This is a genomic window from Rhodopirellula sp. JB055 (assembly GCF_043100905.1).
Taxonomy (GTDB): Bacteria; Planctomycetota; Planctomycetia; order Pirellulales; family Pirellulaceae; genus Rhodopirellula.
Window position 1 is genome coordinate 1 of record NZ_JBICHO010000273.1, and the last position, 19,812, is coordinate 19,812.

At 56.1% G+C, this 19,812-nt stretch carries 13 protein-coding genes and 1 pseudogene; 5 read left to right on the plus strand and 9 right to left on the minus strand.

Translation table 11 applies throughout. The annotated features are described in order from the left end of the window. Window positions 1–75: 75 nt before the first annotated feature. The 5 genes from ACF8AM_RS10990 to ACF8AM_RS11010 all read right to left on the minus strand — a co-directional run bounded on the left by ACF8AM_RS10990 (window position 76) and on the right by ACF8AM_RS11010 (window position 9,591). Entirely contained in the window at window positions 76–1,470 is a 1,395-nt protein-coding gene (locus ACF8AM_RS10990; RefSeq protein ID WP_392555681.1) for a sulfatase, read from the minus strand. A gap of 2 nt (window positions 1,471–1,472) precedes the next feature. Beyond that, window positions 1,473–5,273, minus strand: coding sequence for a family 16 glycoside hydrolase (locus ACF8AM_RS10995; RefSeq protein WP_392555682.1), 3,801 nt, complete (start codon window positions 5,271–5,273; stop codon window positions 1,473–1,475). A gap of 281 nt (window positions 5,274–5,554) precedes the next feature. Next, entirely contained in the window at window positions 5,555–8,029 is a 2,475-nt protein-coding gene (locus tag ACF8AM_RS11000) for a family 78 glycoside hydrolase catalytic domain (RefSeq protein ID WP_392555683.1), read from the minus strand. Between the two features lie 45 nt (window positions 8,030–8,074). Continuing rightward, the gene (locus ACF8AM_RS11005; RefSeq protein ID WP_392555684.1) at window positions 8,075–8,260 is read right to left on the minus strand and encodes a hypothetical protein; all 186 of its coding nucleotides are present in this window, start codon (window positions 8,258–8,260) and stop codon (window positions 8,075–8,077) included. 95 nt (window positions 8,261–8,355) lie between these two features. Then, window positions 8,356–9,591, minus strand: a complete 1,236-nt coding sequence (locus ACF8AM_RS11010) for a DUF1559 domain-containing protein (protein WP_392555685.1) — start codon at window positions 9,589–9,591, stop codon at window positions 8,356–8,358. Window positions 9,592–10,230: 639 nt separating this feature from the next. Here ACF8AM_RS11010 and ACF8AM_RS11015 point away from each other — a divergent pair. Beyond that, complete coding sequence (locus ACF8AM_RS11015) at window positions 10,231–10,776, plus strand: sigma-70 family RNA polymerase sigma factor (RefSeq protein WP_392555686.1); 546 nt, start codon at window positions 10,231–10,233, stop codon at window positions 10,774–10,776. Then, on the plus strand, window positions 10,773–12,536 hold the full coding sequence (locus ACF8AM_RS11020) for a LamG domain-containing protein (protein WP_392555687.1): 1,764 nt from the start codon (window positions 10,773–10,775) through the stop codon (window positions 12,534–12,536). Before ACF8AM_RS11015 ends, ACF8AM_RS11020 begins: the two co-directional genes overlap by 4 nt. Window positions 12,537–12,602: 66 nt before the next feature. Here the strand turns inward: ACF8AM_RS11020 and ACF8AM_RS11025 are convergent, their stop codons facing one another. Continuing rightward, entirely contained in the window at window positions 12,603–13,100 is a 498-nt protein-coding gene (locus tag ACF8AM_RS11025; protein WP_392555688.1) for a hypothetical protein, read from the minus strand. A gap of 4 nt (window positions 13,101–13,104) precedes the next feature. Beyond that, entirely contained in the window at window positions 13,105–14,379 is a 1,275-nt protein-coding gene (locus ACF8AM_RS11030; RefSeq protein WP_392555696.1) for a competence/damage-inducible protein A, read from the minus strand. Between the two features lie 201 nt (window positions 14,380–14,580). Here ACF8AM_RS11030 and eboE point away from each other — a divergent pair, with 201 nt between their 5' ends. Both eboE and ACF8AM_RS11040 read left to right on the plus strand, forming a co-directional pair. After that, complete coding sequence (gene eboE / locus ACF8AM_RS11035; RefSeq protein ID WP_392555689.1) at window positions 14,581–15,984, plus strand: metabolite traffic protein EboE; 1,404 nt, start codon at window positions 14,581–14,583, stop codon at window positions 15,982–15,984. A gap of 124 nt (window positions 15,985–16,108) precedes the next feature. After that, the gene (locus ACF8AM_RS11040; RefSeq protein ID WP_392555690.1) at window positions 16,109–16,849 is read left to right on the plus strand and encodes a pyridoxine 5'-phosphate synthase; all 741 of its coding nucleotides are present in this window, start codon (window positions 16,109–16,111) and stop codon (window positions 16,847–16,849) included. A gap of 53 nt (window positions 16,850–16,902) precedes the next feature. Here the strand turns inward: ACF8AM_RS11040 and ACF8AM_RS11045 are convergent. Both ACF8AM_RS11045 and ACF8AM_RS11050 read right to left on the minus strand, forming a co-directional pair. Then, window positions 16,903–17,085 (minus strand): annotated as a pseudogene (locus tag ACF8AM_RS11045) (DUF1589 domain-containing protein); the annotation flags it as partial. Next, a complete protein-coding gene (locus ACF8AM_RS11050; RefSeq protein ID WP_392555691.1) occupies window positions 17,082–18,572 on the minus strand; it encodes a hypothetical protein in 1,491 nt (496 codons plus the stop codon). The pseudogene ACF8AM_RS11045 and the gene ACF8AM_RS11050, both read right to left, overlap by 4 nt. Between ACF8AM_RS11050 and ACF8AM_RS11055 the strand changes: the two genes are divergently transcribed. Then, window positions 18,566–19,624, plus strand: coding sequence for an extracellular solute-binding protein (locus ACF8AM_RS11055; protein WP_392555692.1), 1,059 nt, complete (start codon window positions 18,566–18,568; stop codon window positions 19,622–19,624). The two genes, ACF8AM_RS11050 and ACF8AM_RS11055, sit on opposite strands and share 7 nt — an antisense overlap. Window positions 19,625–19,812: the final 188 nt, after the last annotated feature.

Consider the following 19,812-nt stretch of genomic DNA (forward strand, 5'->3'; position numbering starts at 1 on the left):
GTGCTTAGCAACGAGCGTCGAACAAGTGTCGGACAGAAGGCGTGGGATAGGCTTCCAGCCTGTGTTGCGAGACATTTATGGTTTGCGAGGAACCCATGTCTCGGGTGCGTCCAGCATCAGCGGTTGGTGAAAGACCGTCAGTTCGTCGCCTTGAGTTTGCATCCAATCTTTCAATTCGGCCAGCAAACGTGAGCGAACGTTTGCCAGTTCAGGGTCGTCAGCCAGGTTCCGAGTTTCGTTCGGGTCGTTGGTCAGGTCGAACAGTTCCAGTTCAGGCCGTCCGTGATGGCTGGCGACAACCTCTGCCGCATGAGGATCGCTCTTGGCCGCCTCGGTCCACTCTTTGAAGTAGTCGCCCGATGTGGCACGCAGTAGCAAATCGATGTGTGTCGTGAACGCAAACTCGGGGTGAGGGTTCCAAATCAATTTGTATTTGTCGGTTCGAATGCTGCGACTCAGGTAGACGTTCATCATTCTGTCGCCGCTGTGCGTCGTGAAGATTCGTTCGCGATGACCTTCGGATGCATCCTGCAACACTCCGGTGAATGACTTTCCATCGATGTCTTGGGGCACATCGCCACCGCCGACTTCGATCAAGGTTGGCAAAATATCGACCCAACTGACCATGGCATCGGTGCGTGAACCAGGCTCGATCATTCCTTCGCGAGAGACGATGAGCGGGATGCGAATTCCTTCGTCGTAGAGCGTCCATTTGCCGAACGGGAACTGAGCCCCGTGGTCACTGGAAAAGAGGAACAATCGATCATCGGAGAGGTGTTCGTCAACCAATTGCCGCAGTTCACCGAGGTAGGCGTCCAAGTCTTTGACCTCTTGCAGGTAGCGAGATCGCTGGACTCGAGTTTGTGGCGTGTCGAGCAATTTCACCGGCAGTGACATGGATTCCGGATCCACGGTGGATTCACTCGGCCAAGGAACGTGCGGGTTGGAAACTCCGACGAACAACGCCAGCGGCCGCGAATCGTTTCGGCTTTCAAGAAAAGCCCGGACGTTCTTTTGAACCGCGGGAATGTCCTGTGCTCGGTCGTGTGTGTCGAATTGATAGTCCGGTGCACTCCGAGAATGCGCCACCTTTCCAAATGCCACCGTCTGGTAGCCCAATTCATTCAAGACAACCGGCAGTTTCAGCACGTCCTCGTGTGGGTACGTGTGATTTTCCTCCGCGCCATTTCGAGCGGGCATCAAACCCGTCAAGAGCGCAGCCCGACTGGGGGCGCATGATGGGCTGGCGACGAAGGCACGGTCAAACGTCATGCCTTCGGCGGCCAATTGATCAATGGCCGGCGTTTCAATGTTGGTGCCGCCATACAGTGCCAAGTCCGAGGCGGATAAATCGTCCGCCAGATAGACCACAATGTCGGGCTGGCGTTCGGTGTCCTTCGCTGTTGCAGTCGCAGCACCGAAGAAAATCGCGATGGCCAGTCCGGTCAAACAGTTCTTGAATTGGCTCATGACTATCGTCCATACACCTTGGCTTTGGGGTCACCGCCGGAAAGCAAGTACGCGATCAAATCACGGACTTCCTCGGCGTTCAATGAATTCAACATGTCCGTCGGCATCTGTGAGATTGGTGAGTCTTTGGCAGAGATGACTTCGTCGGGTTCGACGACAACCGGTTTCACCGTTTCGCCAGCCTTACTGACCGGATGGATTTCGATTTGGTCTTCGTTTTCAACCATCAGTCCGGTCAGCACGCGACCGTCTTCCAGCAACACCACCTTGGACCCGTATTGATCGCTGATGACTTTGCTGGGTTCGATGATGGATTCCAGCAAGTAGTTGGCATTGAATTTGTTCTTCACCGTTGTCAGGTCCGGACCGATGTCGCCACCCAGCCCATCGAACCGGTGACAGGAGGCACACTGAGCGGCGTGGAAAAGATTTCGACCGCTTTCATAGTTGGCCTCGCGCAACGCACCACCGGTGTGCTTGCTCGCTTCTGCCAAAGTCCACTTTTTGCCAGGACCTTCGGGAGCGGTGATTTCAAAGTCGGGGACGGGGTTGAAGTCCTCGCCGCTGATGTCGGAAAGTTCTTCCCTTTGTGCGTTACTGAGATGCCCCAGCACTTCGTCACGCAAATTCGCGAGGAACTTGCCGTAACTATTGCCGCCGCTGTATTTCGCGGCTTGATTGATGAACTGGATGTATGCCCGAAGGTTGTCCATCGTCCAACCATCACGCAGGTTTCGCAGCATGAAGGCGTAGTTGATTTCGTGAGAGGGTGGCTGGTTCTCCAGCATCTTCACAACTCGCGATCCGTAGCGTTGATTGCGTTGGAAATCAACGTTTTTTACCCAAGCCGGAGGCGTCGGTTTCGCATCCGTCATCATGGCGATTGCTTTGTCGATCACCGTGGGTGATTCCAGGTAGACCAGCAAGCGAACCAGTTCGGTGTTCACGTCTTTGCTTTTGTTCGGAAGCAATGCATCGAGCTCTTCGATGACCCGTTCGCGTTCTTCGGCGGTTGGTTCGCCAAGTCGAATGAAGGTCAACGCGTAGGCTCGCAGCAGTCCGAGCAGTTGCGGTTCGGGCAATTCACTGGGGTTCATTTCCAACAACGCATTCACCAATTCGGACCGATGGGATTCATCCCCACGACGTGCCAGAGCGACGGCACCGGTGATCCGAGCTTGCGTGTTGGATTCGTCGAAGACTTTGTCGGCCCAGTGCTGCGTCGGTTGCGACTCGACCGCGATTCGTGCCGCGTAGCGAAGCCAACGATCGTTGCTCGAAAGATGGGGCCATGCCTTGGCGACCGCGTTCGCGTGCTCCTTGCCGTGGAAGGCTTCCAAGCTGCGGCGTTGTTGGCGAGCTTCTTCACCGGGGATGGGGGCTGATACAGGCTCGGTCGAATCGTCGCCTTCGTAGGTGATTCGGAACAGAGCGGATTGTGTGCCACGTCCACCAACGGTGAAGTACAACGCACCGTCCTTGCCGACGATCGCATCGGTCACCGGCAAAGGTGCTCCGTAGCAAAACGCTTCTTGGTGAGCTTTCCAACCGGCTCCATCTGGTTCCAAGTGAATCGCGTAGATCGTTCCGAAGGTCCAATCGAGTGCATAGATCGCATCTTGATACTTGGCGGGGAACTTGGCTCCTTGGCCGCCGACCACACCGGTTGGGCTGCCGGGGCCGATGTTCAAAACGGCTGGCAAGCTGTCTTCGTAGTACTCGGGCCATTTCCCGGAACCACTTCGCCATCCGTAGTCCGATCCGCTGACGGCATGGTTGATTCGCGTCGGGCGGTACCATGGCGAACCGAGGTCCCATTCCATGTCGGCGTCGTAAGTGAACAGGTCGCCGGCGCGGTTCAGTGCGATGTCGTATTGGTTGCGATATCCCATCGAAATGACTTCGTGTTCGTTCGTCTTTGGATCAAACCTGGTGATCCAGCCGCCGGGTGCGAGTCGACCGCGAGCGTGTCCATTGGCGTCCCATTCGCGTGGCAGCAGCAGGTCTTCGTTCCAAGTCGGTACACGTGATCCAGCGATAATGGACTCGTCCGGCAGATTCGTGTGGTTGCCCGCGGCGACATAAAGAGCGTCACCGTCTTCGGTTGGAATCACCGCGTGGTTGCCGTGTTCTCCGCCACCATGCGTGCCGAACAGTTCTTCGGCGTGATCCAGCAAACCGTCGCCGGTGGAATCCGTGACGCGATACATCGGGCTGCTTCCGCGATTGAAATACAACGCACCGTCGTGCCAGGTCATGCCTTGAGCTCCCGACACCTCCACGGGCATCTTCTCAACCTTGACACCTGATTCGCCGGTTGAGTTGGAAGGGTCTTCATCCAGCGTGATTCGATACAAACCTGCTTCGCCTTGATCGCTGGCGTACAAGCGGCCTTGATCGTCGGTCGTCAACGAGACCCAGCTTCCTTGGCGGACTTTGGGAACTTGGTAAACGAGTTCGACTTTGAATCCATCGGCCACCGTGACTTCTTCCGCACTGAAAGAAGAGTCCCCGGATGCCCGGTCCGATCCGACACCCGGTTTTCCCCATGGTGATTTCCCAAAATTACCCAGCGACTTGGCGGCGACGTTCCAATTGGAATCATCGTAAGCGGCGGTCTTCCAGTCATCGGTTGCCTTGTTGGCCAGTTTCCAGTTCGGATTGGAGATGACTTGGTGAACGGTTCCATCCTCGGTTTCGACTTCGAGTTTGAAAACGAAAGCGGCCACACCACCCCGGTTGGCGGCTTTCACCGCGATTTGGTTCTTGCCTGCTCGGACAAACTGGCGAGCATCCAGTTGTTTGATGGGGTACTTCCAGTCTGGACAATCACCGACCGGTTTTCCATTGATCCAAACGGTCGCTTCGTTGTCGCAGGTTGCATACAAGCGGGCCGCGCGAATGGCTTCTTTCGATCCCTCAGGCATGAACTCGAACTGATGCCGCAGATAGAGCGGGTCGTCGGACGATGGCTGATCCCGACGCCAAATCCATTGCGGAGTCGGTGACTTGGCAACCCAATCAAACGCGGTCGCAGCCGAAGGTTTCTTGGTGTTTTGGGCTTTGGTGGCGGCACCACTTTGCACGTAGGAGTTCAACACGGACTTGGCGTTCGCGGCATCCAGCTTTCGAAGTTGAACGTCTTTGAACTCACAAGTCATCGGAGGTCCGGCGTGCAACTGCAACGCCAGAATCCCACTGCGGCGGGCTTCTGGATGGTTGTCGGTCAAGTCCATTGTGGTGACGCCGTTGACCTGGTGGATTTGTCGATCGCCCACCGCAATGATCGTCAGTTCGTTCCATTCCCAATCGACCAGCTTTTGCGAGCGGTCACCGACCTCGCCGACCACTTTGGGTTTGCCGTTCGCACCGACTTCGACCTTTTGGAAACGCTTGGCAACGATGCCACGCCACTTTTCGGCGTAGAGCATTCCGAAGAAGTCAGGTGACTTGTGGAGGTCGGCTTGATAGCCTTTGACGACAAAATTTTCTGGATCAATCAGTTCGCTGCGGTACTGCACGCCGCTGTTGTTGCCCTGAAAACGGACTTTGGTTTTGAAGACAAAGTCGCCGACCTCTCCGCCTTGCCACACCAAGAACGTGTTGCCCTTGGTTGGATTCTCTTTCGTGGTTTCGCCATGAATGACTCCATCGCGAACGGACCAAAAAGAACTGTTGCCGGCCCATCCAGAAAGGTCTTTTCCGTTGAACAAGTTTTCAAAGGAATCTTCCGCCTGGACGGAAAGAGAACAGACAAACGAAAGAACGAGACACGCGCGTGTCAAATATCCGATGGAGGTCACGGTGGCTTTGCAAATGGGTGGGAGGAAACAAATCGGGCGTCGTTCCAAGCTGACATTCGATCGGAACAGAACTTGGTGTCGATCCGACGCCGCTTTCGATCGCGTCACGCAGGGAACAGCTTGCTCGAGCGGTTCAGCTGGGCTGATGCAACGAGCATGTCGAACGCGTTGACAACGCAGGCGGGGAGCCCGCGGAGGTGGGTGCAGTGGTGGGAACTGGGACGGCAGCCAAGCGTATAGACTGTCGTCCTAAGGTGATCATAGATGCTCTGAGAGCTCGTTCAATTGGCCTCGACTAAAATCGAGCCACTGAATTCGCCATCGAGAACCCATCGGTTCAGTTTCGTGGTCACAGAAACCGGCGATCCGTTGACTGAAACCGATTGCACGTCATCTAGTTCAGGCAAATCCAAATTTGCGGTGATTCCTTCGGGCAAATCGATGGAGAGTTTGAAACTCGATCCGCGATTCCAATCCACTTGGATGGGACCCTGTTTGGTTGGCACTTTTCCTCGAGCAAATTTCAGGTCGCCGATGCATGGACGTACGACGATGTGCTCCCAACCGGGGCGGACAGGTTGAATGCCAAGCACATGACGCGGCAACAGGTTGGCTGGTGCAGCACCCCAAGCGTGATTCCAATCTTGGTTGGGTTTGTACTTCATCTCCCAGGCTTCCCACGTGATGGTGGTTCCGCTGTTGACCATGTGTTTCCAACTCCGATCGCCGTCGGCCAGCATCAATGCCAGTGCCTTTCGCTCGCCGCCGTTTTGAAACAACGCGTCCATGAAGTACTGAGCCGCATACACGCTGCAGTCCATGCCTTTGGTTTTTAGCCAATCGACAACGCCGGCTTGTTTGTCGTCGGGCACCAGCCCGAACGCTAACGGAAAGAAGTTCGCGTGAATGCTGCTGTGGTCCGTTCCAACTCCGTCGCGGTAAATGCCAGCCTCTTGATCGAACAGCGTTGCTTGAAAGGCCGTTTGAGCTAGATCGACGCGGGCCGTGAAAGCATCCGCGTCTGCGGTCTTTCCCACCGCAGTTGCCATCTCGGCCATTTGTTTCAGGGCCTGGATGTGAAATGCGTTGACGACCGTGTTGATCTCGGTGAACACAAACCCGTCGCGTTCTTTTTGGGGCCAATCGACGATGTCGTGACGATTGCGATCGAGTTCCGCGCTGCGGACCAGTGCATCGTCGGCGCTGCGATGCAATAGCGTTTTTGATTTCAGGGATTCGTAGCGTTGTTGCAACCAGGTTGTGTCTCCCGAGTTCATCCATTCCGCATGAGCCATGAAAACCATGTGAGGAGCCCACTCGGTCGGCCACGTGCCGTTTTCCATCAACCAGTCAAAGGTTCGAGCGGCCATGGTGACGTGATCGTCCGTGGCATAGTGGCTGAGCTGATTCAGGTAAGCATCGGCTTCGTAAGGGATCCGTTCTCGGTCACCATCAACGTAAACGCCAGCGAAGGTGGTGGCTTTGATGCTGTACTTGCACAGATCCCAGATGCGATTGAGTGTTTCATCAGAACATTCGAACGAACTCGCGTCATCGTTCCATGTCTTTGAGTATGCGGCACGTCGACGGATTTGATCAAACGCAAAATTTGCTTCGAGCCCTTCGATCTCGATCCAACGAAACGGCATCACAGGCTGCCATGCGGATGGCGTCAGGACCGCGGGCGGATTTGCATTCATCCGGCCCGATTGCTGAATGTTGCGTTCGTCGACAGGCGTTGGCACGATCCAATTGCCACGTTGCTGTCCACGACGCACGGAGGTCATTCCATACCGAACCGTTCCGGGTGGCGTGCGGTCGATGCGACCTTTTTTGAGCTTCTCGCCAAAGTGCACCTTGACCGTGCCGCGTCCGTCCGCGGGAACAGGCATGACGATGTTCCCGAAAGCGACCTTGCCGAAATCAATCAACGTGACTTTATCGTCGATCCGTTTGATCGACATGGGTTCATGGTCGGTCAGTGCAACGTGTTCGCTTGCCGGAATGAGCGGCAACTCTTTTATGAACAAGTGGCGGAAACGATAAGTTTGTCCCTTCTCACCGTGATGTTGGATGCCAATGAAACCGCTGGAATCCATGGCGTCTCGAAAACGAACGGTCTGGACTCCGTTGAGTTCGATCGCGATGACATCGTCGATGCAGGTGATGGTGAAACGATTCCACCCGTTGCGATTGAGTGCGTTGCGAACGCGTGGTTCGGCAAAGAAGTCTTGCGATTCTTCTTCGTGAGCGAGGAATTGGTTTGTCGAACGGCCTTTCGTGCTTGGCCAAATCCAGCGGCGTCTCGCTTCGTCAAACAGTCCGCCAGACCAACGTCGCTCAGAGCCATCGCATTCGGCCTGGTATCCGTACACCTTTTTCTCCGCATTCTCGTCAACGTGACAGCGAAACATCACGCCCGAATTGGATGGCCCTTCGGGCAAATGAATGTCAACACTGAGTCGAAAATTGGAGTACTTCTTCTCGGTAACTAAGAAGAATTTCTTGTCCGCCTTCAGGTGAATTTCGCCATCCACCACGGAGGCTTCTCCGTGAGGATACGGATTCCGCCAACCGGACAGGTCCTGGCCATTGAACAGAGGCGTGTAACCACGACTGAGGAAGCTGTCACGCGCCTCTTCGAAATTGGCATCAAGCTGTGGTTTCGCAATGGTTGCCAGCGTGTCGTTTGCTTGAGCAAGTGTTTCGGCAACGAACAACCAAATGATTGCAACGACAATTCGACTGTACTTCACGGTGTAGGACTCAGGAGGAGGGGGACCAGGCGGGGTGGAAGTTGGCTATTCGCCTTTGCCGATTTCACCGGCTTCAGTCGCGTCTTTCGCTTCCGCGGCGATCATCGCATTGTATTCATCGATCTTGGACTGATCCAAATCAGCCAGATCGTTGGTGGGTTCGGAGGAGCCACATGCCGTGATGAGTCCCAACGGAAGCAACAACATTGCCAAACGAAGTGTCTTGAACATTGATGGATTGACCTGATCTTAGATGAGAAAGGTGAGAATGGGAAAAGCCCCGCCACCAACGGTAGCGAGGCTCATGCAATCGAGTTGAGTTCGAATCAGAACTCAGTGTCGATGATTTCTTTGTTGGCCCGAGTTCCCAACGCTCCCCACAATCCGTAGGGGCTCTGAGCACCAGCGACCGTTGCGGGTGAACCGTGGTACGAGATCATGGCTTGGTTGCCGTTCCCCGCTTCGATGCTGTCGGTGACATACTTCACCGCACCATCGCCCATCAGGACGTGTGCGCCACCTTGGTGACGGCTTGAAACCGTGACGTTCGAATCGTTGCTGGTGTATCCACCCGTGCACACGCCGGAGTTTGGCGGCAAAATCGTGTGGACTTGCGAGTGCATGTGCACCGCGTCGTGCCAGCGATAACCGCGAGAGTTGGCAACGTTGACGGAAGATCCCGCGGCGGCGATCCAGAATTGTGGTCGTGCGGGATCATGAAATTGATCCATGTATCGAGGATTTCGGCGACACTCGGCTCGGCCGTGTCCGCTACGGTCGTTGTAGGCATTGGCTGTTGGGAATGATGTTCTCACATCTCGATCGCCGAGGTCGGTTGCCAATTCGCCACACATGATTGTGTTGCTGAGACCATCCAAAACATCGCGGAACTTCATTCGACGGGTCATCACAAACATACCGCGATGCACTTTGCGTGACCGCTGCGACAAAGTCGAGTTGTTCTCGGTGTAAGGAATTGTTGCCCCACGGGATTCGAGTGTGACGTTGATCGGTCCTTCGCGCGACATCACGGATGAGTCACCGGTGCAGGCACCGTAGTTGGTTCGGCCGAGCGATGGCAAACCGTTGCCAGGATCACTTGGGCAACGGAACGTTGGAATCGTCGTTCCCCAGGGACCGTAATCGATGCGAGCCACACCTGGTCCCATCGCTTGCCAAGGAGTGGCACGGGTGGAGCCGTCTGCGTTGAAACCCAGTGGGTTGCTGATCTGCTCCCACAGAGCCTGCTGTTCAATGAAGGGAAGGACGCTGATCAGGAATGATCCGCGGCGGTTGATGCTGTCTGTCTTGTTGTCGCCTGCATAAATCTGCTGACCACCGACTCGGTCCGTCCCAGTGCCGTGGATCGGCATACCGTTGTAAGCCGAGTGATAGTTGTGGATGCCCAACCCAATTTGTTTGAAGTTGTTGCTGCAGCTCATTCGGCGAGCCGCTTCCCGTGCGGCTTGAACAGCCGGCAATAAAAGTCCTACCAGCACGCCGATGATCGCAATGACCACCAGCAGTTCAACAAGTGTGAATCCAGAGTGCTTTCGTTTCATCTTGGAGAATCCCAAATCGAATAAGAGAAGAAGAGTGAAACGAGCGTGTGGATGCGGAACGCGGTCGGCGACGGCATCGCAGTTTCGGTTTCCGCAAACACGCTCGTATGGGACTATTCCCGTCCTTGCAGGCCGGCTTTGCGGGATTTCATCCGAAAAATGTTTTTTTAACGATCCTTTGGCGCGGAGTGATTGAGCGTCAGCCTTGATCGCTGAGATGCCTTGTCGAATCTCGAATCCGCTCGGGCGCGCGGGCGATCAACCATGTGACTGGAACAATCAGAACGCTGCTCTGATCGCCAAACTGTGTCGCACTGCCCTTTGGTCCACATTTCAGCGGCGCTTTTGTTCAGCAATCCGCTGATGAGTTCGGTGCCAGCCGCGGTCGCAGCGATTGGCTGGTCGGCTACGGGAACGAGGCGAGCGAGGTGACTTGCATTTGCTCTATAGACAAGCCGGTTCCGGGATAAGATTTTGCGTCACAGTGAAAGTTTTTGCCGGGAATTTGCGACAAAGCCGGTGTCGACTCAAAATTGCGCACAAAAATTTCGCAAAACGAGTGCCGGATCGCGGGAAGAAGAACAGTGCCACCGGAAAGTTGCTGATACCCTCCATTCGATCGCAAACGGGAATGATTCCTTGGATCCGCAATCCCCACCACCGAACAACGAAGTCTCTCAGGAAGAGTTCGTTCGATTGCTCTCAACGCATTCCAGCAAAATCATGTCGTTCATCCGCATCCTGACTATGAACCGCCAAGATGATGCGGAGGAGATCTTTCAATTGACCTGCATGGTCCTGTGGCAAAAGTTCTCGCAATACGACCCGTCTGGCAACTTCTCTGCCTGGGCATCCCGCATGGCGTACTTCGAAACATTGAAGTACCGAGAATCGAAACGTCGCATCAAACTCCTCAGTGACGAAGCCATCGAATCTTTGGCGGAAGCTGCCATGCCGATCTCGGCGGAGTTGACCGATCGACGAACCGCGTTGTCCGAGTGCATTCGGAAACTATCCAACCCCGATCGAGATTTGATTCGCCAGCGATATTTCGAAGGTTTGAGCGTCGCGGAGATCTCTGAGAAAGCAGGTCGATCCACCCACGCAATTTACCGAGAACTGAGCAAAATTCATGGCATGCTGTCACGCTGCGTGGAACGGTCCGTTGAGGAGGCATGGACATGAAATCGCAAACCCAACCAATGGATGAGCTTCGCACGCTGATTTTGAAGTCCCAAAGCGAAGATTTAAGTGAAGCCGAAACAGATGAACTGAACCGCTTGATTCATTTGCCTGGCGGTGCCGAGGAAGCTGCTCGCTTGGTCGATCAGCTCTGCGCGTTCACCGATGTCGGCTCATCCAACTTTTTGTCACTTGAAGAAGAACAGCCAGACGCACGCCAGGATTCGCACCACACGGCGCCACCGTCTTTCAACACCGCCGCGTTTCCCGAGCCGACCGCTGAACGATCCAGACCCGATGTCGCATCGCGGCCCAATCGGTCCCGGGCGGAAACGCAGTCCCGGAGTTGGACGCGAGCGTATTGGTTGGTGGGGTTGGCGGCGAGTCACCTGGTGATCGGATCGTTCGCTTGGTCGCTGGCAAAACCGGCCCGCGATGTGCCGCCTGTTGCCACGTTGTCCGCGCAGGTGAAACCGCCTCAGATCGTTTCCATGACTGCCTGCGTTTGGGGACATGGCGGAAACTCCGTTCCAACGTTGGGGAAACCCATTCATCAGGGCGAAGTTCTGAATTTAGTGGAGGGTGTCGCGGAACTCAAAACGGGCGATGGAACTCCCAACGAAGCCTTGGTGCGAATCGAAGGCCCCGCCAGCATCTTCATTCGCGACGATGGTCAACTGGGGCTCAGTCACGGAACCTTGACTGCGAAATCACTGGGCTTTGGCAGTGAGCAGGTGTCGATCATCACGCCAATCGGATTGGTGTCCGTTGACGGGCAAAGTTACGTGGGCTTGGTTTCCTTGGGGGACTCGCACGAAGTCCATTTGTTCTCGGGACGCGCCTTCGTTCGGCCGCTGAGCACCTACGGATCATCCGACATTCGATTGGAAGAAGGCGATGCCGTCCGACTTTCAACGGGAACAGAAATGGACTCGGGCGTGGTGCTGTTCGAAGCATCCATGGCGAGCTTCGCTTCGGCTCGGTCCAACGCCTTTGATCCACTCAGTTTGGACGAGAAGTACGTCAGCGCCGTTCTCGAATCGTCACCAGATATTTACTGGCGTTTCGAAGGCCTCGAGGGTTCTTACCCGCAGCACGTCAAGAACGAAGGGAAACTGCCCGATTTGCACGCGTCCGTTGTCGGTAACCCAGGGTGGCGGCAATACCGCGGCAATCGTGTCGCGGAATTAGGCCTCACCGATGCAGCTTCAGCCTTCACAACGGCTACTCTGTGGCCATCCAAACCGCTCGATCATTACACGATCGAAGCCTGGGCCAAACCGCAACTCTATCACCACGGCGAAATGATCTGCTTGGTCAATCCGGTGGAGCGGCGAGAAGGGCGTCATGACCAAGCACTGCTTCTCGAAACGTTTGCGAGAGAGTGGTTCTATGCGTTGAAGGTGCTGGGGCCAAACCGCATTCGTTTCAGTCACCGAACACCGCCTTCGGGAGTGGTGTTGGACGGGACGAATCTGGTCTCGGAGGATCCATACCAAGTTCGAGTGTGGCAACACGTTGTCGCTCGCAAATCAGGCAACGAGTTGTCGCTTTGGATTGACGGGAATCTCGCGGCGCAGCAAGAAGACGAGGCTCCGCTTCCGGCCAACATGCAGATTCTGATTGGGCAACTTTATCCGACGAAGAACTATCGGCCATATGTCGGCCAGATCGACGAAGTCGCGTTCTACGATCGAGCTTTGCCAAAGCAGGAGATTCGGAAGCATATCCGAGCGTCTGGTCGGTTGGTCAACTTCGACTGACCGGATTGAAAGCAATGCGAGGGCACCGATTGGCCTGCGGTTGCCCTCGCCATCTCATTCTGTGATTCACTGCTCGTTGGCAGGGGTGATCTTGCCGAACAGGTGGCCGCCTTTGGCGTCATGCTGCCAAGTTCCGGCGTAACGTCCGTCGTGGATCAGGACGCGGGACGAGAAGGTTCCCAGTCCGGGGATCCAAACGGAATCCATCGTGATGACGGGAGTCCGGTCGGCCCAAAGAATTTTGAGCTGCATGGGGAACTCACCGTCGGTGTCGCCGTATTTGATCGCGACTTTCATCGAGTACATGTCGGGCTCGGGAAGTTTCTCACACGATTTGATGGTGTACGACTCGGGCTTCAATGCTCGGTCTTCTTTGCCATCGACGGTGAAGTGACCCGTGAAGGTGGCACCGCTGAGATATTTGGCCAATCGCAATTCGCGAGCCCCACTCTCGGTTGATTCCGCGGGAGCCTGCGATTCCGAGGGAGCCTGCGCGGTCGCGACACTGTCGTTGCTGGCAAACATGGCAATGCAAGCGAACGCCAAGACGATGGATCGAATCATGGTTTCAAACTCCTGATAAGGCGGTGACAAAACACTTTCGTAACCAAAACAAACCCGCTTTGGCGACGCGGGCGTGCAAGATGCTGGGGTGAGCCCCGAGGTGTTGAGTGATGGATGGGAACGAACCATCGGGTGCTGCCACGGTGAACGTGACATCGCTTCCTGGCAAAGGGTGATCGCTGGTTCGGTGCAGGCTGGGATACTCGTTAACAAGCAACACCCAATCGGCCGACAGCCGTTCTCGCAGAGCGGTCAAGCAGGTTTCCGCGGAAGCGTCTGAGGGCAAGCCGGTCCATTGTCGCAGATCGTCGACATCGGCGAGTGAGATTCCGCCGACGAATGCGGGGACGTCGGCGGTGAAGCCAGGTTCGTCCGAGACAGCGGCAAACCAATCGCCCAGCGGAGCGGCTCGGCCAAGTTCAACCAACAGCAATCGTTGGCCGACTTCGTTGAGGTGACGGATGGCCGCGTGATGTTGCTCGAACGTTTCCCCGTCGCCAAAGTAAAACTCGCCCGCATGGTCGAGGATCTCAGCACGTGTTTTCGCGATCGCCGATTCGCATTCTTCGGGGGAGTCCCCTGTGGCGACAATTCGCAAGGAGATTGTTGCGGCGCTGACCGTGATGCCGACTCGAGGTTGTCGGTCGCGAGCGATCATGTCGCCCAAGCGTTGTTCCATGTCGCTTTCGCCGGTGCCAAAGAATTTCATGACGTGGTGAGCGATGTGTTGCCGTTGCCCGTTCGACGCCAGGACGGCGGGAGCCACCGTTTCATCGAACATCGTTTTCATCTCGGCAGGCACGCCGGGCAGTGCGAAGATGCGGGATTGCGTGCCATCCTCGCGAGACGCGATGGCGTCGATTCCGGGGGCGGTTCCCTGCGGGTTGTGAATCGGCGTGGAACCGAGAGGGAACATCGCTTGACAACGGTTACGCTCAGGCATTTCACGTCCACGGCGTTGGAACATGGCCTGGATGTATTCCAGCGAAGGTTCGTGCAATTGCAGTGGCAACCCGAGGGATTCTGCGATGGCTTCGCGGGTCAGGTCATCTTGCGTGGGCCCCAATCCACCCGTGGACACGACGATGTCGGCACGACGGGCAGCGATTCGAAACACTTCTGTGTTGTGCGACAGTGTGTCTGCGACCGTGGTGTGAAATTGCACGTCCACTCCCAGTTCGCCGAGGCGTTGGCTGAGCCACTGCGTGTTGGTGTCCAGGCGGGCTCCGGTGATCATTTCGTCGCCAATGGAAATGATCTCGGCCGTGGTGTGTGGCATTCGTTTGGCGTGACAAAATGGAAGCAAATGGAAGATCAAAAAGACCGACCCGCCGTCCCGACCTGGGGCGACAAATCTTGTCACGCAGCTTAACCTTTGCGGGACAGTTCGTCATTGGATTGGGATTCGATGGCGAACCAACCGCAAAGAGAAGCACCGCCTGACGCACCCCCTCCTGAGCAAACTGGACATTCGCCAAGCATGACATCTTCGCCCAACGGTTTTCCCGACGTCACTGCGGTCATCGAAAAATCAAACGCCGGATTGGACGCGGACGGAGCAAACAGAGCCGACCGTGCTCATGATTCCGACTCGTCAATCCGCTGGACGGTGGGGTACTGCACCAACATTCATGCGGGGCCGGATGTCCAAGGGGTGAAGGAAAACCTGGAATCCATTTCTGCGGAAGTCCGCCGGCGCATCCTCGATTCCCAGTATTCGGACGAGAACGGTTCGCCCAAAGTCCAAACAGGCAAGAATTTCGCAACGATCGTCAGCACCGCGCCGCCGCTGGGCATCGGTTTGTGGTTGTCGGCCGAAGCCACGGCCGATCTTCGACGCAATGGTTTGGAACCGCTGACCGCCGCGATGAAGAAAGCTCGTTTGCTGGCCTACACCTTCAACGGATTTCCTCACGACAATTTTCATCAAAACGTCGTCAAGCACGCGGTGTACTCGCCAACTTGGTGGGAAGATGCCCGGATTGGTTACACCCGTGACCTGGCCAAAATCTTGGCTGAGATTTTGCCGGCGGACACCAATCTCGGCACCATCAGCACGCTGCCCATTGGTTGGCCGCAAAACACCGATGAAGAGGGGAATCGGGTCCAGGTCAGCGACGACCAGTTGCATCATGCGGGAACCAACCTGCGGCGGATGGCGGAAGATCTGCGGCGTTTGGAAGACCGCACCGGCAAACGAATCGTGTTGGCGATTGAGCCCGAACCCGGCTGCATCTTGGACACGGCCGCGAAAGTCATCGAGTGGTTTGAAAAGCAATTGCCGGACGCGACACACCGTCGGTACATCGGCGTTTGTCACGACGTTTGTCATTCTGCAGTGATGGGAGAATCGCAACACGATGTCTTGGCGGCTTATGCCAAAGCGGGAATCGTGGTTGGCAAAGTCCAGGTCAGCAGCGCGATCGTGGTGGACTGGAGCCGTATCGCCGACACCGATCGTGAGGCCACGCTGACTCAGTTGCGCTCGTTTGCCGAAGACCGCTACCTCCATCAAACCGGTCGTGTGACCGCGTCTGGAAAATTCGTTCTGGAAGAGGACTTGCCCGCCGTGTTGGCGGAGATGGAGGCGAATCCCGGCCGCTTTGCGGGAGACAAGCGTTGGATGATCCATTTCCATGTGCCCATTTTCGCTGAGCAGTTTGGGCATCTTGAGACCACCCGTGGTGATGTTTTGGACACACTGAAGAGCTTGGTTGAGTTGACCGACCCAGCCAAACGTCGACAACCGCTGCAGTTCACCGGGCACCTGGAAGTCGAAACGTACGCCTGGTCGGTCTTGCCAGAATCAGCCGGTCGAAGTGACTTGGCCGGCGACATCGCCTCCGAACTCATTTGGCTGCATGATGTCTTATCGGAATGTTGAATTGCCTCAGTGCGTCAGCGTCCGTTTCGTATTCGGCAACCGTGGGCTAGCGCCCATTGGCTGATGGTTCGTTTTCCGGATGATGGCGACTTCCCTTCCTCTCATTTTCTTTTTGCTTCCACTCATGCCGCACTTCATCGATCTTGGTGTCAACGTCGATCATGTCGCCACGCTTCGTCAAGCTCGTCGAGGCCGCGAACCTGATCCGATCATTGCCGCGGCGCTCGCCGAACAGGGCGGTGCCGATGGCATCACATTTCACTTGCGAGAAGACCGACGTCACATCTCGGATCGGGATGTCGAGCTGTTCGTCCAGACGGTTCAAGTCCGAACGAACTTTGAATTGGCGTGTGCCGCGGATGTCTTGGCGATCTGTTGTCGCGTGCAACCGGATTGGGCGTTGTTGGTTCCCGAAAGTCGCGAAGAGGTGACAACCGAAGGTGGATTGGACGTCGCCGGCGATACCGGACGCATCGCCGATGCCATTCAAATGTTGAAGGACGCCGGGATCGCGACCAGCCTATTTTTGGATCCGGAACCGAACCAAATCGAAGCGGCGGCGAAGCTGAAAGTCGATGCGGTGGAACTGCACACTGGGCCGTATGCGTTGGCCAAAGGAGCCGCCGTCGAACAGGAACTGGGGCGTTTGGCCGACACCGGAAAAATGATCCGTGACGCGGGCATGCGTTTGCACGCCGGGCACGGGTTGAACTACGTCAACGTTCGACCAGTTGCGGCGATCGATGGGATGGCCGAGCTGAACATTGGGCACAGCATCGTCAGCCGATCGGTGATGGTTGGGATGCGAGAAGCGGTGGCAGAGATGCGGCGGTTGCTGGATAGCGTGACGATCGCGGCTCGTTGAGCGACGGGAGAATTGCAAATTGCAAAATGGACATTGCAAATTGCGAGTTGGGTGGTGATACGAGTCGGGGCGATGACGCCTCGCTTTGTTCCAAAGCATCGGCTGGGATGCCATGTGAGACATGGCCTACCAACACATCGTAGCTGGATTCGCCAGAATTCAGATGTGCGGGATGGGGAGCGTCCGAATTCTTGGCGAATCCGGCTACGGCTTCTGAGCTCGAAGGGAGCTATCACCGGCTTGGGATGATTTGGACTTGGTAGGCTTCTGGCTTGCCATCGACCGTTTCAACCGGAGAGTGACCGGCGGGCAGGTTGATTCTCAACAGAACCCACGAAGGTTCGTTGATTGCGATCACGTTCGATCCTGGAATCGGCGTCGAATCATCGCTGGAACCATCGGGCGTGTTGGCTTTGAATTTCGACACATCGGTTCGAGTGAGGACGGGGCGAATGTCCAAACCGGGGATCGTCGCTTCCGCCGGTGTTGCGATTGGAAGCACGCAGACTTGCAGTTGCCCCAGCGGATCACCGCGGTGGTATTCCAGCGTGATGCCGGCTGGTTCACTGACCCAATCCGGCGTGACGTGGCAGCGACCTTTCGCTGTGAATCGTAGCTTCGCACCTTTCGGGAACCACATGCCAACGGACTGCCAGGATTGGTCCGGCGTCACGCGGACTTGGAACGGTGCACCGCTGGCTCGCGGATCCGACGTGGACAGCTTCACCTGGTGACGCGACCAATCAAACCCGTAGTCCAGGTCGTTCATCATCAATCGCCAACGCGCCGACAGGACAGGCCATTGCTCGGCAACGTCTCGGTAGAATTCGGAGGTGAACGCTTCGGTTTGATCCGAGCCTCGACGTGCCGCATTCAGAAACGAGGTTCGTGATTCGGGAGCATTCGTGAACAACGACGATGCGGCCCAGCACCACGTGTAGGCTTCGACTTCTCCGTTGAGTTCCATTGGCAGTTTCAGAACGGATTTGAGAGTGGGCAACGTGCCGGCTTCTCGATGCTGAGACACGATCTTGTAGCGCCCCCAACCGGGAGTGTCGATGCGGTTGCGTGGCAGTTGATTGATCGTGAACGGATCCATGGATTGTGCCAGCACACCCGCGTTTCCGGGGACACCCATTCGACGTTGCCGCGAAGGTGTCGGCACACGATCTCGATGCAGGGCCAGCAGTTCAGCGGTGCCTTCCATGTACCAGCTCGGTCCGCCGGCGCCGAACAACTCAAACGCCAGTGAGTGGACGGCTTCGTGCAACACCAAGTGCCGGTTGTAATAAGTCGTGTCCTGGTACCGAATCCAAATGGTGTGTGGCGTCGCGAAACCGTGTTGAAATCTTGGCAGGTAGTCAGGCAAGGCCCCCGATTGCCGGAAGGTGTCGACGTTCCGCATCAGGTAAGCCTGAATCTTCCAATTCGCAATCCGCGATTCAGGCACGTTCCAAAACGCGAGCCACTGAGGCAGGGCATCTTCAAACGATCGGATCAGATCATCCAGCAGAGCGGGATCGTCGACGTCGCTGGTCAAACGCAGGTGCTGGCTTTCTCGCGTCAGCAAACCGGATCCGGTGGCGGGGGCATCATCGGCAAAAATCGAGCGAAATGGCGACGAAACGATCCCACCGATCGCTATCACGAGCAGCACACGCCATAATCGAGTTTGCAAACGTTTGTCCATCATTCCTCCAGCGTACTCGGCCTCACGTGTCATTGAAAACTGTCTGTGCTTCCGTCGCTTCGTTTTCCGTTGTGCAACCCGTTTTTGTCGCCGTATTCGCGTTGCTTTGTTCGGGTTGTGTGTCTCGTAGTGAATCCGATGTTGTCGTGTATTCGGCGCTCGATGAAGAATTCGCGTCGCCCATCTTGGCGGCGTTTGAGCGATCGACGGACAACGAGATTGGCGTGATTGGCAAGTTTGACATTGAATCCACCAAAACGGTTGGACTGGCCAATCAGTTGATTTCAGAGGCCGATGCCCCTCGTTGCGATTTGTTTTGGAACAACGAAATCATGCACACCGTTCGGCTGCAAAAACTGGGGATCCTCGAACCGCATGATTGGCAGGTGCCGTCGACGTGGCCGAAGGACATGATTGCCAGCGACGGAACCTGGTGTGGGTTTGCCGCTCGGGCTCGCGTGTTGCTCGTCAACACGGATCTGCTGCCCGACGTCGAGGAACATCCCACGCGGGTGAACGAACTCGCGGACCCCAAGTGGTCACAGAAATGTGCGATGGCTCGGCCTCTGTTTGGAACCACCGCGACGCATTTTGCTGTGTTGCGAGAGATCAACGGGCGGGAAGCCACGTTGGAATTGCTACAACAGATTCATGACAATGCGGTGGTGCTGTCCGGCAACAAACAAGTCGCACAAGCCGTTTCAGCCGGCAAAGTCGCTTGGGGGCTGACCGACACTGACGACGCAATCATCGAAAAAGATTTGGGATACCCGGTCGAAATCATCTATCCGGATCAGCAACCTGAACAACCAGGAACGCTGCGAATTCCAAACACGTTGGCGATTCTCAAGAATGCACCCCATCCGGTCGCGGCTGGCAAGCTCGCTGATTTTTTGATGACGCCTGAGATCGAAGACCGGTTGGCGATGGGACGCAGCAGCCAATTGCCAATCAGCAAAGACTCCAACTTCCCGCCGGCTGTTCTGCCAACTGAACCCGTGCGATGGATGCGGGTGGACTTCGAAGCCGCCGCCGAAGGATGGGACGATTGGGCGAATGTGTTGGCAGACATGTTTGCCAACTGAACGAATCGTAGCGCGAAGTACGGTTCCACCTGTGGTTGGTGAAATAACGCAGTCGAGGTGCGTGTTTTCTCATTGTTGCTGGCGTCCCTACGTTTAGCATCAAGTCGTTGCTTGCATCGCAATGGCACCGTTCGCCGTTTTGATCGCCCTTTTACATGCGGTCGTCACGGAAGATTCGGCGTCGACCT